General features: G+C 52.9%; 13 protein-coding genes. 3 read left to right on the top strand and 10 right to left on the bottom strand.

The window, feature by feature from the left end; all coding sequences use genetic code 11:
• Positions 1-15: 15 nt before the first annotated feature.
• From G477_RS0110995 to G477_RS0110975, 4 genes are all read right to left on the bottom strand, one after another.
• Entirely contained in the window at positions 16-1,068 is a 1,053-nt protein-coding gene (locus G477_RS0110995; protein WP_026697989.1) for a homoserine dehydrogenase, read from the bottom strand.
• A 34-nt stretch (positions 1,069-1,102) separates the two neighbouring features.
• Positions 1,103-2,308 (bottom strand): cystathionine gamma-synthase family protein, encoded by a 1,206-nt coding sequence (locus G477_RS0110990; RefSeq protein ID WP_026697988.1) that lies wholly within the window; start codon positions 2,306-2,308, stop codon positions 1,103-1,105.
• 34 nt (positions 2,309-2,342) lie between these two features.
• Complete coding sequence (locus G477_RS0110985) at positions 2,343-3,551, bottom strand: M24 family metallopeptidase (protein WP_026697987.1); 1,209 nt, start codon at positions 3,549-3,551, stop codon at positions 2,343-2,345.
• Between the two features lie 348 nt (positions 3,552-3,899).
• Entirely contained in the window at positions 3,900-5,594 is a 1,695-nt protein-coding gene (locus G477_RS0110975) for a PucR family transcriptional regulator (RefSeq protein ID WP_026697986.1), read from the bottom strand.
• Positions 5,595-5,875: 281 nt separating this feature from the next.
• On the opposite strand from G477_RS0110975, the gene G477_RS0110970 reads away from it, so the two are divergent.
• A complete protein-coding gene (locus G477_RS0110970; protein ID WP_026697985.1) occupies positions 5,876-7,240 on the top strand; it encodes a sodium-dependent transporter in 1,365 nt (454 codons plus the stop codon).
• 101 nt (positions 7,241-7,341) lie between these two features.
• On the opposite strand, the gene G477_RS0110965 is transcribed toward G477_RS0110970, so the two are convergent.
• On the bottom strand, positions 7,342-7,863 hold the full coding sequence (locus tag G477_RS0110965) for a DoxX family protein (RefSeq protein WP_026697984.1): 522 nt from the start codon (positions 7,861-7,863) through the stop codon (positions 7,342-7,344).
• 466 nt (positions 7,864-8,329) lie between these two features.
• Between G477_RS0110965 and G477_RS0110960 the strand changes: the two genes are divergently transcribed.
• Positions 8,330-9,232 carry an ROK family protein gene (locus G477_RS0110960; RefSeq protein ID WP_026697983.1) on the top strand — a complete coding sequence of 301 codons (903 nt, stop codon included), beginning with the start codon at positions 8,330-8,332 and terminating at the stop codon, positions 9,230-9,232.
• On the opposite strand, the gene G477_RS0110955 is transcribed toward G477_RS0110960, so the two are convergent.
• On the bottom strand, positions 9,190-9,906 hold the full coding sequence (locus tag G477_RS0110955; RefSeq protein ID WP_035211871.1) for a MurR/RpiR family transcriptional regulator: 717 nt from the start codon (positions 9,904-9,906) through the stop codon (positions 9,190-9,192). The two genes, G477_RS0110960 and G477_RS0110955, sit on opposite strands and share 43 nt — an antisense overlap.
• A gap of 64 nt (positions 9,907-9,970) precedes the next feature.
• Between G477_RS0110955 and G477_RS0110950 the strand changes: the two genes are divergently transcribed.
• Positions 9,971-11,302 (top strand): 6-phospho-beta-glucosidase, encoded by a 1,332-nt coding sequence (locus G477_RS0110950; RefSeq protein ID WP_026697981.1) that lies wholly within the window; start codon positions 9,971-9,973, stop codon positions 11,300-11,302.
• 288 nt (positions 11,303-11,590) lie between these two features.
• On the opposite strand, the gene G477_RS0110945 is transcribed toward G477_RS0110950, so the two are convergent.
• The 4 genes from G477_RS0110945 to G477_RS0110925 all read right to left on the bottom strand — a co-directional run bounded on the left by G477_RS0110945 (position 11,591) and on the right by G477_RS0110925 (position 13,933).
• Positions 11,591-12,220: a fumarylacetoacetate hydrolase family protein gene (locus G477_RS0110945; protein WP_026697980.1), complete on the bottom strand. Its 630-nt coding sequence runs from the start codon at positions 12,218-12,220 to the stop codon at positions 11,591-11,593.
• Positions 12,221-12,881: 661 nt separating this feature from the next.
• Complete coding sequence (locus tag G477_RS19410; protein ID WP_035211869.1) at positions 12,882-13,244, bottom strand: hypothetical protein; 363 nt, start codon at positions 13,242-13,244, stop codon at positions 12,882-12,884.
• Between the two features lie 167 nt (positions 13,245-13,411).
• Complete coding sequence (locus G477_RS0110930; RefSeq protein ID WP_026697979.1) at positions 13,412-13,726, bottom strand: redoxin domain-containing protein; 315 nt, start codon at positions 13,724-13,726, stop codon at positions 13,412-13,414.
• A 9-nt stretch (positions 13,727-13,735) separates the two neighbouring features.
• The gene (locus G477_RS0110925) at positions 13,736-13,933 is read right to left on the bottom strand and encodes a hypothetical protein (RefSeq protein ID WP_026697978.1); all 198 of its coding nucleotides are present in this window, start codon (positions 13,931-13,933) and stop codon (positions 13,736-13,738) included.
• Positions 13,934-14,008 lie beyond the last annotated feature (75 nt).

Genomic DNA, 14,008 nt, shown 5'->3' with positions numbered 1-14,008 from the left:
TACCTGCGCACAGGTTTAGTTGTTCACTCTGGAACGCTGCTTTTCATAGTGAATGAGGTCAATGAGAAGGGAAAATCCTGTTTCTTTCAACCCTGCTCCAGGTCCTGTTAATAGAATCGGTCCTGCGAGATCGCAGTCGTAGAGGACGGCGTTGGTTGCGCCGGGAACCCCTGCGAGCGGATTGGTGACATCGAGCTTCTCGGGCGCGACAACGGCTTCGACGCCTTGATTGGTTCTCGTGATTTTCGCAGTCAGACGAAGTCGCTTCCCTTCTTCAATGGCTTCCGTCAGCATCTCTTTGGTAATACCGCTGATGCCTGTACAGGATACATCGGCTGACTGGAGCGGCGCGCCCATGATCACGTTTGCGAGAATGACGGCTTTGTACCGTGCATCATAGCCTTCCACGTCGCTGGTCGGATCAGCCTCGGCATACCCTGCAGCCTGTGCCTGTTCCAGCGCTTCTTCATAGCTCAATCCTTTTTCCATTTCGGTCAGCATATAATTCGTTGTCCCGTTCAGGATGCCCGTGATCTGCTGAATATCATTGCCCCGCAGCGTTTCCTGCGGCAGCCGGAGGGCGGGGGTTCCGCTCATGACCGTGCCTTCGAATCCCCAGAAGGCCCCATTTGCAGCTGCAAGCTCCGATAATTCCTGGTAGGCAATGGCAACCGGACCTTTGTTGGTCGTGATGACACTCTTGCCTTTCTCAAAGGCAGCCCGACAGTGGTCAATTGCCGGCTGGCCGGTTTTCACATCGGTGAACGTCACTTCGACGATCATGTCGGCATTCGTTTCCGTGATCGTCTGCAGACTGCTTAGTCCGGTTTGTGTCGAGGCCGTACCTTCGTACTCATCCAGCGGCCGTTTTTCTGCGGCGAGATCAAGCAGCTGCGCCGCGTCGAGACCGTTTGGATCATAGACAGACCCTTTCATCAGATCGGCGACGGCGACTACTTCGGTTTCCAGTCCTTCTTCTTGCTGCAGCTTCTCTTTTTTCTCCTGGAGAATCTGAAGGAGTCCTTGACCGACTCCTCCAAATCCGACAAATGCTATCTTGACTGCCATGGGGCAGCACCTCCCGTAGAGTAAATCTGACTTGTTACGCGTTCTGGAACAGCTCTTTTGGCAGTGCTTTGAATGCCTGATCCAGATCCTCAATCAGATCTTCTACATCTTCGATACCTGTAGAATAACGAATCAGCCCTTCCGGAATGCCCATCGCTGCCCGCTCTTCTGGTGTACACTCCACGTGGCTCGTCGTTCTCGTCGGACCAACGATCGTTTCCACAGCACCGAGGTTCGCTGCACGGTTGGCATACTGCAGTTTCGGCAGCAGGTGGCGCAGGGTATCCACTCCACCTTTGACATTAAAGCTGAGCATGCCGCCGAACCCTTTCATCTGCTTTGCAGCAATATCATGATTCGGATGCGTCGGGAGCCCTGGGTAGTAGACTGCGTCTACCACATCGACAGTCTCGAGAAACTCTGCCACTTTCTGTGCGTTCTCATTCTGTCTCTCCACTCGCAGCTTCAATGTCTTCATGCCGCGGAGAAGCAGGTAGGCTGCCATCGGATCCAGCGTCGCGCCGTTGATTTCACGGAAGTGGTACACTTTTTCGACTAGTTCCTTCGGGCCGACGAGCACACCGCCGAGGGCATCGGCATGGCCGCCGAGGAACTTCGTTGCGCTGTGAATAACGAGGTCCACGCCGAGTTCGAGCGGATTCTGGTTAATAGGCGTTGCAAACGTGTTGTCGACAATCACAATCGCGCCGGCTTCTTTTCCGGCTTTCGCCATACGCTCGATGTCCGTGATTTTCACTGTCGGGTTCGTCGGTGTTTCCAGATACAGCACGTCGCACCCTTTGGCTACTTCGGCCTCAATGGCTTCATGGTCTCCTGTATCACACAGCGATACATCGACATTCTGCTTCGGCAGAAACTCCGTGAAAATTTTGTTCGTTCCGCCGTAGCTGTCCTTGATCGACACGATGCGGTCTCCAGGAAAGAGGAAGGTGCTCAGCGTATTGCTGATCGCTGCCATCCCGGTCGAGAAGCTTGTAGCATGCTCTGCTCCTTCCAGAATACGAACCTTCTGTTCAAAAGCCTCTACCGTTGGATTCGTGTTCCGTCCGTAGATGTGGCCCTCTTTGTTGCCGATCGCCACTTCGTACCACTCGTCCATATCTTCATAGCCGAACGATACGCTGTGTACGACGGGTACTTGCGTTGCGCCGAACGCGAGGTAGTCGCTCTCGCCTGCCCAGATGGATTTTGTGCCTTGTCGAATGTCTTTGTTTGTCATGTTCATGACCTCCTTCAAAATAGTAAAGCTGGTTTCAGGATATTTCGCCGCCGTGCTGATTGAGCAGGAATGGATGCTGCACGATCAGTTCACGCGGATATTTAGAAAAGGTGGTACAGCCGGTATCCGTGATACGCAGCGTCTCGCTGATCTCGAGTCCGTAGTTGTCGTACCAGAGGGCCGGGATCAGATGAAACGTCATGTTTTTCTCCAGTACGGTATCATCTCCGCGTCGGAGGCTGGCCGTATGCTCGCCCCAATCCGGCGGGTACCCGAGCCCGACGGAATATCCGAGCCGGGATTCTTTCTCAATGCCGTAGCGGCTGATCGTCATGCGCCACGCTTCCTCCAGGTCGCCACAGGTGACACCGGGCTTCGCGCGGTCGAGGACCGCTGCGATGCCTTCCTGCACAATCGGGGTCAGCTGCTGCAGGCGGTCATCGGGGGTTCCGATAGTGACAGTCCGGGCCAGAGGGACGTGATACCGCTCGTAGCATCCGGACAGCTCGATGATCGTCGAGTCGCCTTCTTCAAACGGGCGGTCGGACCAGGTGAGGTGAGGGATTCCCGTATTACTGCCGGAGGGCAGCATCGGCACGATGGACGAATACGTGCCGCCGTGGTCTTCTGTCCCGCGTACCATGTGGTAGTAAATGTGGGCCGCGGCGTCATTTTCCCGGTTGCCGATGCGGACGTTTTCCACTCCTTGATGCATCATGTTGTCGGTGATGGCTGCTGCGCGTTTCATATATTCAATTTCCTGATCGGATTTGACGATCCGCACCCGGTTGACAAGCAGATCCCCGTTGGAGAAGACCGCATTCGGCAGTGCCTGCTGCAGCTTCATGAACGCCTGGGCAGTGAAATAGTAGCTGTCCATTTCAACACCGATACGTCGGTTGCCGTGGCCGATCTGCGTGAGGATTTCCCCGATGAACGTCATCGGGTGATAAATCGACGAATGGACATAGTAATCAGGGTAGGCAATCACATTGTCATCATATATCCAGGTTTTCAGTCTCGCTCCGTTTGCATCAAGATAGCGGCCGATCCAGAGCGGCTGCGGCTCATCCACGATAATGACGACCATCTGGTGGACGTAGAAAGACCATGCGTCATAGCCGGTCAGATAATTCATGTTGGCCGGGTCCGTTATCAGTAGTACGTCAATCCCGTTCTCCACCATTTTTTCCTTCGTCTTCGTCAGCCTGTCCTGATATTCCTGGATATCAAAAGGCAGCATGGTTCCACCCTCTTTCTCTTTTTTATTTCATGAAACCCGGTCTGTCCGATCCCGGCTGGATGGCCTCGTTCGTTTTGTCAGGTTCTATTGTAATCATAACCGTTTAATCAGAATATTATGATATACAGGATGTATGAAGATTCTGATGATTCCCTTATACATTTTGTTTACATCCGATATCCCCGTGCAGCGCACGAAGCCGCAGTCACCCTGTATGAAAACTTATACATTCCTATCATTCAAAAAAAAGCCACGCCGGAGGCATGACTTGTTCATGGTGCCTATGTGTTTTTCCGCCCTGAAACGCCCCGTCTCCTCAAGGGGGAGAGGCAGCACGGGGCTGTTTTATCAGGACCGCTCCCGCATATCACGGAGCTGCCAGAGGCGGATTGACAGCTCGAGCAGAAATACATCATCGGCATCCACCAACGACAGTTTCGTTAAGGATTCAATGTTGCGCAGCCGATACAGCAGCGACTGCCGGTGCAGATGCAGTGCTCTTGCCGTCTGGCTCACATTCCCGTTGTATTTATTGTACGTCATGAAGGTTTCCATCAGGTCCGTCTGCCGCTTCCGGTCATAGGCAGCAAGCGGCTCTACCGTGTCGCGGACAATTTTTTCGATATCTTCGTCTTCCGAAACCGCGAGAAGCACCCGGTTGATACGCGTATCTTTATAGAAGGTACGTCCTCCGCTGCCGTGCTGACGCACCCCGATATCGAGCGCCGTTTTCGCTTCACGATAGCTGTCGAAAAACCCGTTCGGCTCTTCTCTTTTCGACGCGATCCCCCAGGAAATATCTACTTCCGTCAGCATTTCATGCAGACGGCGGTCCACCGTATCAAGGAACTGTCCGGCTGTCTCCGTGTAGAGGTGATGATCCGTTTCCAGATAAATAATGACTTCATCTTCATCGAACGTCGTCATCGCCTTTTTACCGAGAAAACGGGCGGCATTCGTGATTTCTTTCTGGATGTAATAGTTGATGTTCTGCAGCGAAGACGTCGGCGGATTATCCGACTGAAACGAAGGGAACTCCCTGTCTTCTCCGTACAGCTTTATGCTTCCGACGATACAAAGGTATGGAAGATCCATATCATACCCGAGCAGCTCCCCCTTCTGACGCAGCAGCTGCCGTTCTTCCCGCTGCTTGGCCAGCTGCAGGATGAAATTATCTTTGAGGCGGATTTCTGTCATTTCAATCGCATTTTCTTTTACGAAATAAAGCGCGCATGCCGTCACAGCATGCTCAAGCACGTTCATCATCAGCCAGGTCAGCGTCTGATTCCTGCCGAGACGGAACCAGAGGTACCCCTGCTTCCGGTGGTTGGTATTTACCAGAATCCGGCACCAGCGCTCGTTTTCGACATCGATGACATAAATGAACGGATACAGCCGGTGATCACTGAATTCACCAAGATGCTGATCGATTTCCAGCCGGTGTGGACGGATCCACTCATTGTTCTCCACAGCCTGCAGCACAGCATCCGACACGTTGTAACTCGCCCGGACCGCGCCATCATATTCCGTGACCATGACTGGAAGAGAGATGTATCGGTGCACCGCTTCTGGAATTTCCTCAATGTCTCCTTCCTGAAGCACGTGGTTGATGAATTCCTGCCGGACCTCTTCCGTCATCAGCCGCTCATCCTGCTTTTCACGGTTGATTTCTTCCAGGACGGTGGAGATCACATCCCCGAACCGGATATCCCAGGGCAGATCGAGAATGATAAATCCTCTTTCTTCTGCCAGCATCAAAATTCGGTCGGGAATATCAAAAATGTGCCTCCCGGTCGCAATACCGAGCATGGCAGCACCTGAATCAATCACGTCCCGGACGAATTGTTCAAGCAGATCTACATCTCCTCCGGTTCCAATGCCGGTAGTCAGCACGAATTCCTTCTCCCGCACGAAATTTTCCACCGGCAGCTCCATGACGGACACCCATTCAATTTCTTTTTTTTCAAGACTGCTCTGCCCTGCCCTTACCCTGGCTGAGGCAAAAAGTGGTGCCTGAACAAGCTGGCTGGCATATACCCCCACACGCGTCACCTCACTGTACTGTATAAATCCTTTTCTTCTCTGTGTATCCTCTTCACGTTCCGGAGCGGACTCAAACACAGGAAATATTTTCTGAATATTGACAAGCTTTATTTTCTCACGTCATTCCCGTCGTGACAAGGGTTCCGGCTTTTGGAAATCCTGTGGGGAAAAATCTCGGTTGTCACTTTTTTTAACCACTGCATCTTTTCTTTTTGCACAGGTATGTTATAGTAATGTTCTGACTATTCAACACTTCAACGTTTTAAAGGAGGAAGGTTCTTTTGAGTACACAACCTACAGCACGGGAACAATGGAATTCCCGTCTCGGTTTTATGCTGGCTGCACTGGGTTCCGCGGTGGGACTCGGCAACATCTGGCGCTTTTCGTATGTCGCCGGGGAGAGTGGAGGAGCTGCATTTTTACTTATTTATCTACTATGTATTGCTGCAATCGGAATTCCGATTCTGATGGCAGAGTTTACGATTGGCCGGCGGGCCCAGCAGGATGTCGTCGGCTCGTTCCAATCGATTGCACCAGGTAAACCGTGGGTGATCGGCGGTTTTCTCGGCGTTGCCTCTGCTTTTATTATCTTATCTTTTTACGGCGTCGTTGCGGGCTGGTCGCTGTATTACTTCACGCAGTATTTGACCGGCGGTCCACAGCCGCCTGCCGGCGGAGATTATGGAGACTTTTTCGGTCAATTCCATACCGCCACCTGGTTCCCATTGTTATGGCAGTTCCTGTTTATGTTTATGGTCGTAGCTATTGTTTTTGTCGGCGTGAAAAAAGGGATTGAAAAATCCAATAAAATACTGATGCCGCTGCTTGCTATCCTTGTCCTGATCCTTGCCGGCTACGGGATGACGCTTGGCGGCGCCGGAGAGGCCCTCAGCTTCTTGTTTGCTCCGGACTGGAGCGCACTGGCCGATCCCGGCATTTATCTGGCCGCGTTAAGTCAGGCCTTTTTCTCCCTCAGTCTCGGTATGGGAGCCTTGATTACTTACGGCAGTTATCTGTCGAAAAAAGAAAAACTTCCGGGTGCTGCCGTCGGCGTGGCATCGATGGACTCGCTGTTTGCGATCGTTGCCGGTCTGATGATTTTCCCGGCGGTCTTCACTTTCGGCATTGCCCCTGATTCCGGGCCGGGGCTTGTGTTTGTCACCCTGCCGCAGGTGTTCAGCGATCTGAATATGGGCTTGATTTACGGCCTGCTGTTCTTCTTCCTGCTGACAGCTGCAGCTGTTTCTTCCGGGGTATCTCTGCTCGAAGTGGCCGTTGCCTACTTCATGCGTCAGATGAACTGGACCCGGCAGAAAGCTTCTGTCATCATCGGTACCATCATCTTCTTCATCGGTATTCCTTCCTCCCTCGGCTTCGGTGCCTGGAGTGGAGTAACCCTGATCGGAGGCCGGGATATACAGGATTCGATGGACTTTCTCGCTTCGTACATCTTCCTGCCGATCGGCGGCTTGATTATCGCGCTATTCATCGGCTGGGGATGGAAAAAATCCGATGCGCTGGAAGCTTCCAATTTTGGCGACAGTCTGATTGGAAACATCTGGATCTGGATTCTTCGAATTTTCGCACCGGCTGCGATCATTCTTGTCTTCCTCGGTTCGACCGGGCTGCTTGATTTGTTATTTTAATCAGTGATCCATTTGATTAAGCACTAGCCATAGCGCATGAAAAGCCCGTCGTGGGGATACTCACGACGGGCTTTTCTCCGTTTTTTATTGTGTATTCCGGATCACGCCGCTTCCTGAGTACGTCTCTTCGGTATCCGCTTCTGGATGAAGTCGCGTCCGAGCACGTTCGTGCGCAGGTACGGGATGACCCAGCGGTCGCCACCGAAGCGTCCGGCGTTGGCACCGGCTGCGACGATGAAGATGGTCAAGAGCACCATCCACGGGTTGCTAGAGATCGTGCCGGCGAACAGGAAGGCGAAGTTCATGACGAGGCCGAAAAACGCAGCGGCGGTGGTGAAGACACCGAGGATGAGGCCGAGCCCGACGAGCACCTCGCCCCAGGCGACCATGAAGCTGAACGGTTCCGCCATCGGGACGGCGATGTTTTCAATAAACGCGTGGTACGTCGGATACTGAGCAGCGACTTCTTCATTGCCGACAACGCCCTGCAGGTAGCCATCCGCACTAAATCCACCAGCGACCTTTTCCCAGCCGGCCGTCAGCCAAAGCCAGCCGACGTAGAGACGTAAAAACGTGAGAATACCAGCAGCCCAACGGTTGTTTCGCAGAAAATCCATAAACATGATCAGTTCCTCCTTTAAGGAATGTAAGTAAGTTTAGGAAAAGCTGCTCTGTTGTTCGTGCCGGCAATCTTTCTTGTGAATTACTGAGCAACCTTTCTATAGTTTTACTATAACATAGTTTGTGAATCTGTGAACATGTATGCCTGTGTCTTTTTTGTGAAATATTGAGCATGATAGCGTGCAAGAAAAGAGCTCGCGTTCCGGCGATTCATGTTCGACCAGCTGAACCACTACCATTCGTTTCGGAAGAAAAAGCATTTCGTTCTCTCCTGGAGGAGCATCGATGCACTCCTAAAACGCTCTGTTTCACAGATGAAACATGCTTCTTTCCTGTTTCTTTGTTACAAGTAGTGGAAGTTGTCTTTACGATTACAGGGGAAAGAGAGACAATATGCCTGTAATTAGTTTTCAACAGGGGCTGCTTCGGCTATGATAGGTACAATCGAAGCAGAGGAGTGAGGTCCGGATGACATACTTATCTTTTGATATTGGCGGCACTGACGTGAAATGGGGTCTTTTAGCAGAGGATGGAACGATTCAGGAAAAGCATCGTTTTTCTTCCAATCAGGCAGATGGAGCACACATCTACGACGAAATCCGGCGCATCATGATGCAGTACCGCGGACAGGCTGCCGGAACCGCGCTCAGTGCTCCCGGTTTTATTGATCCTGTCTCTGGCTACATGCATAATGCCGGAGCAGTCAGCGATTTTCACGGTAGGAACATCCGCAGCAGCCTGGAAGCAGAAACCGGGCTTCCAGTCTCGATCGAGAACGATGTTAATTGTGCCGCATTAGCGGAACACTGGCTCGGTCGTGCCCAGCATGTCCAGCACTTTGTCTGTATGACCATCGGTACAGGAATAGGCGGAGCTGTCTTCATTCACGGCGGCCTGGTCCGGGGCCACTCATACCGCAGCGGAGAATTCGGTTACATGCTGCTCTCCGGCCTCCAGCCCGGAAAACCAGATGACTACAGCTGGAACCGGACCGCCGGCCTCTTCGCTCTCCGCCGTCAATACGCAGAGATCTTTCACATGCCGGTTCGCGATGTCAGCGGAGAGACTGTATTTGCGGAGGCGGACCGCGGCTGTGTCCATGCGTCCAGACTCGTGCAGCGCTTCTACGCGACTATCGCTGCAGGCATCTATAACATCAGTGCGGTGCTGAACCCTCCACTGGTCCTCATCGGCGGTGGGATGACAGAACGCCCTGCTTTCCTCGAAGAGCTACGACAGGAATACGCCTTCCTTGATCAGACGTTTCTGCCGGATATCGAGCTCTGCCATTTCCGAAATGATGCAGGCATCGTCGGAGCTCTCGCCCATCATCTCCGGGAAGCTTCCCGGCCGAGCAGTTCGAGTAGATAAACGACCGGCAGCTGGGTAGTCACGTTGGAATGGCCAGCGAACTGCTGATCCATGAAGTAGGTCAACGGCAGATCGGCAATCCCAGCCAGTGTACAGCTTCGATGGTTGGTGATACTGATAATGTAAGCTCCGTTTTCCTGGAGCTGCCTCGTCTGTTCAAGCGTCATGGACGTCTCTCCGGAAACAGAGAGAACAACCGCAGTCGTCTTTCGGCCGTAGGCGCCGTGAATGGGATAAAAAGGATCGTTGATGCTCGCGGCAAAGCAGCCCATGCTCGCGAAATAGCGCGCCCCGTATTCCGCCATGATCCCTGACCCTCCGGTTCCAGCGCAGAGCACGAAATCAGCTTCACGGATACTCGCAGCAGCCTGTTCGATTCTCGCTGCGTCATCGCCGCGGAGGGTCCGCTCCAGAAATTCCTCCATCACATCATGCATGGAGGTGGTGGCTGCCGGTTCGGTTTTCAATGTTTGTTTCAGTGCGGCTTTCCATTCCGAAAAGCCGCTGTACCCATTTTTGATACAGAACCTATGGACCGACGCCGGCGAGACGTGTGCCGCCTCGGCCAGTTCCCGGACCCGCATGTAGGCAGCCTGTTCTTTATGATGGATGACGAACGTATATATTGCCGTATCGACTTCAGAGAATTGTTTCATGTGGTCTGGATCAAACATCGCTTCATCCCCCCTGTTTACCTGTATTTTAACAAACAATGAACAAATACAAGGAGGTATCAGCATGTCAGGATTGAAAATCGCAACCATTGGTGGAGGTTCCAGCTACACGCCGGAGCTGGTCGAAGGCTTTATCCGGAGGTATGAGGAACTCCCAATCACAGAGCTGTGGCTCGTCGATGTGGAAGAAGGAAGGGAAAAGCTCCGCATTACGGGCGCGCTGGCTGAACGTATGGTGGAGGAAGCCGGCCTGCCGATCAAGGTGCATACGACGCTGGACCGGAGAGAAGCACTTGCCGGGGCGGATTTTGTGACGACGCAGTTCCGTGTCGGCTCTCTGGATGCCAGAGCGCTGGATGAACGGATTCCGCTGAAGCACGGGGTGATCGGTCAGGAAACGAATGGTCCTGGCGGGCTGATGAAGGGGCTGCGGACGATTCCGGTACTGCTGTCCATCATTGAGGATATGGAGGAGCTCTGCCCTGATGCCTGGCTCATCAACTTTACGAATCCGGCCGGCATGGTGACCGAAGCCGTCTATCGTCATACGAACTGGCGGCGCTTTGTCGGGCTGTGTAATGTTCCTGTCGGGATGCAGATGGGGACCGCTGCGATGCTGGATGTTGCACCGGATCGGGTTCATATCGATTTTGCCGGGCTGAACCATATGGTGTTCGGTCTTCATATTTACCTGGATGGCAGAGAGGTGACTACAGAAGTAGTTGATAAACTCGCTTCCGGAGAGTCGGGCATGACGATGCGGAACATTGTCGACCTCGGCTGGGATCCGGACTTTCTCCGGGCACTTGGCGTTCTCCCCTGCCCGTACCACCGCTACTACTATAAAACGAAGCAGATGCTCGAACGGGAGCAGCAGGAAGCTGAAGAAGAGGGAACGCGGGCTGAGGTCGTGCAGCAGCTCGAGCATGAGCTGTTCGAACTGTATCAAGACACAGAGCTGCGTGAGAAGCCGGAACAGCTGTCCCAGCGTGGTGGTGCCTACTACAGCGATGCAGCGTGCAGTCTGATCAACTCCATTTATAACGATAAGCGGGACATTCAGCCGGTCAATACGAAAAACAACGGAGCGATCAGCGGCATCGATCCTGGATCTGCTGTTGAAGTAAGTTCGGTTATTACGAAAGACGGTCCAAGGCCGATTACTGTCGGCGAACTGCCGGTAGCTGTCCAGGGGCTCGTGCAGCAGATTAAGTCTTTTGAACGGGTGGCTGCCGAGGCCGCGGTTAGTGGAAGCTACGAAAAAGCGCTTCTTGCTATGACGATCAACCCGCTCGTCCAGTCGGATGAACTGGCTAAGACAATACTGGACGAAATGCTGGACGCTCATCGCGCTTATCTTCCTCGTTTTACCCACCCTGCTCCCGCAGCAGAATAAAGGACGGGATCGACAGCATCAGCGAACCAATCGACAAAAGCCTGTCAGACAGTGTTGTGTCTGACAGGCTTTTGTCTTAAGCTCTATTAAAGCTTGTTGTTGTTATTTGATGAAAGCAGCGATAGGCGGCGACGCTCAAGGGATAACCCCCTGAGCAAGCATCCGCCGAAAGCGGATGAAATCCACAACAAACGATAACATAGCCTTGTCTTCAAGCGGCTGCGCGGGCTGTCGATGTAAGGTGCACCGCTCTTTCAGGCAGAAACTCCCGCAGCCCTCGTTTTTCGATTATGTTCTCTTCCGAACGGTAAAGCGACAGTCTACCTGTTCTTGAAAGAGCAGCTCCACCTGATCGCCGTCCTCGACGGGCCCGACGCCGGCTGGAGTTCCGGTGTACAAAAGGTCTCCTGCAGATGTGCCAAACCAGTCCTCCACCTCGTCCAGCAGCCGTGCTAATGGAAACACCATCTGTTCCGGGCTTCCTGCCTGCTGCAGGCGGCCATTCCGACGGAGACCGAAGGACGTCTGCTGCCAGGCTGTTTCGGAAAAGGGATGCATCGGTCCAAGGAGGGCGCCTCCTTTGAACCCTTTCGCCTTGAGCCACGGATGTCCTGCTTCTTTCAGACGCTGTTGCACCTCCCGCAGCGTCCAATCGATGCCGACAGCCACTCCGTCGATGGCATCAGCCAAGGAGTCCGAGGCTGCCCAGGACTGCTTGAGACGGACCACCAGTTCTGTTTCAACATGCACCGCTCCTCTGTTTCCAGGGAGGTCTATCGTTTTCTCTCTCTCTGCATTCATGAGGGACGCCGGCGGTTTGGCAAACAGCATCGGTTCCTCCGGCACTTTATTCCCCAGCTCTTCCGCGTGTAACTGATAGTTTCTTCCTACACAATAAATGTTTCCAGATCGTGTCATCTTCAGCGTAGACGTCGTCGACTTTCCGCGTCCACTCCCTCCTCTCTACCTACTCAGAATTTATCCCCAGCGTACCACAACGAGGAAGAAGCGTCAGCGTTCAAGCATGCGCACGCGTCGATGTAAACTTTGTGTAAGCGTCAAAGAATACGTACGTAAATCAGGCGCTGTGCCTGCCGCGCCGGGCTTTCCGCAGGGCTTGTCTTCAAGTCCTTCTTCCCCTCTCCCGGGGAAGAAGGGATTTTCAGACGGCGCTTCTGCGGTTACTCGTCGCAAGAAAACCGCTCGCTGATCCTGAGCCGCGCCTTCTGCTCGGGCACGCGAGAAAGCCGTATACCTTCCTCTTTTTCAAGAGCGGCATACACCCATCGGCCGCTGGTAACGCTTATTCCGGCTTGAACACAAAGGCTTCCTTCATGGCCGGCGCCCACGGCAGGTACGCCTTTAGAACATCGGGACTCAGGGACGGCAGGTTCGGCAGGGTTTCCAACAGATAGCGCAGGTACGCATGGATGTTCCTCCTGTTCGCCTGAGCCGAATGAAGCCGCCGTCCCCCTGTATGAAAACTTATACTTTTTTATACAACGAAAAAGAGGTGTTACCAAGTACCCTGATAACACCTCTATACGAAAGGCATCGTGTTTTATACGGAGAGCAGCCGTCAGCTTTCTTCCGCTTCTTCCTTATCGAGATACGCGTTGTCCACTTGTTTAATTTCCTGCATCACGTCGCTCCGCTGGTCTTCCTCCACCGAAAATCCAACGACATAGTCCGGGGAAGGTTGATTGTCAGCTGTCATCTGCTCCTTTAAGGAATGGAGCGATGCGAACATGGATGGGTGCCCCTGATGACCGGCTCCAACATTTCCAATCGAAGCGGCAGGAACAATCACGAAATCCGAAGAGAGGTCCTGATCCGGGATACGCTCCACAGTCACGTTGGATACACTGTACTTTTTCAAGCTTGTTGCAAGATTTTCAGCGTCGTTCTCCGTTGGTACATATACTTGAATATGGCGGCTCATGTTTGATCATCCTCCTTTGAATCATAAACTGTTTACCGTTTTCCCGCTGGGCCGATGGGATAAACCTGCTGACAGCAGAGCCCAAAAAGACGTGCACTGGATTGGTCTCCCAGTGCACGTCTGTCTTGCAGCAGGTGGCTTTCACGAGCATCTGCTGCGTATCTATCTTACGGATTCATCGATTCGAGGGTCTCTTTCACCTGATCAATGTTATCTCCGGCAAGATAATCAATTTCTTTCACGTATTGGTTCGTTTCAGGCTGCACCGCCATGAATCCACGGTAAATCATATTCTCATCATCGATGAAGTCATGATCCATGCCCACCTGCCCCATCGGATCAGAAAGCAGTTCAATGTCGAGATCAAAGTGATCGATTGCCTGCTGATGCTGTTCCGGTGGTGCCGGGCTGATGCCATACACATTATAACCAAGTTCTTCAAGTTCTTCTCTCTGCTCATCCAGCTGAACCAGCTGGTCCATGCAGACTGTTCAGTCCACCCCTGTAAAATAGAAGTATACATCCGCCCGGTCGTCGGTGAACACCGTCTCTTCACCGCCGGAGGCGCTCTCCAGCGTTTGTTCATAGTCAGAAACATTAATATCCGATGCATCCAGCGCTTCGTTTGAGCAGCCGGCTGCAATAATCATCAACAGTCCAGTTGCCAAAAGCCATTTCCATTGCTTCACAGGGTCATCCCTCCTTTACAGTGCGCCCATGCGCAGCGTCTGTTCTACCCCACTGTACCAGATAACATAGAGAAA

Origin of the sequence: Alkalicoccus chagannorensis DSM 18086, assembly GCF_000429725.1 — a bacterium.
GTDB classification, from domain to species: domain Bacteria; phylum Bacillota; class Bacilli; order Bacillales; family Salisediminibacteriaceae; genus Alkalicoccus; species Alkalicoccus chagannorensis.
This window is presented reverse-complemented; position numbering and strand designations above follow the sequence as displayed.

Bases quoted from the DNA above. Each gene is read 5' to 3' on its own strand.
- G477_RS0110985 (WP_026697987.1), bottom strand. From the start codon at position 3,551: ATGCTGCCTTTTGATATCCAGGAATATCAGGACAGGCTGACGAAGACG.
- G477_RS0110960 (WP_026697983.1), top strand. From the start codon at position 8,330: ATGACATACTTATCTTTTGATATTGGCGGCACTGACGTGAAATGGGGT.
- G477_RS0110965 (WP_026697984.1), bottom strand. From the start codon at position 7,863: ATGTTTATGGATTTTCTGCGAAACAACCGTTGGGCTGCTGGTATTCTC.
- G477_RS19410 (WP_035211869.1), bottom strand. From the start codon at position 13,244: ATGAGCCGCCATATTCAAGTATATGTACCAACGGAGAACGACGCTGAA.
- G477_RS0110995 (WP_026697989.1), bottom strand. From the start codon at position 1,068: ATGGCAGTCAAGATAGCATTTGTCGGATTTGGAGGAGTCGGTCAAGGA.
- G477_RS0110945 (WP_026697980.1), bottom strand. From the start codon at position 12,220: ATGACACGATCTGGAAACATTTATTGTGTAGGAAGAAACTATCAGTTA.
- G477_RS0110930 (WP_026697979.1), bottom strand. From the start codon at position 13,726: ATGGACCAGCTGGTTCAGCTGGATGAGCAGAGAGAAGAACTTGAAGAA.
- G477_RS0110955 (WP_035211871.1), bottom strand. From the start codon at position 9,906: ATGTTTGATCCAGACCACATGAAACAATTCTCTGAAGTCGATACGGCA.
- G477_RS0110990 (WP_026697988.1), bottom strand. From the start codon at position 2,308: ATGACAAACAAAGACATTCGACAAGGCACAAAATCCATCTGGGCAGGC.
- G477_RS0110950 (WP_026697981.1), top strand. From the start codon at position 9,971: ATGTCAGGATTGAAAATCGCAACCATTGGTGGAGGTTCCAGCTACACG.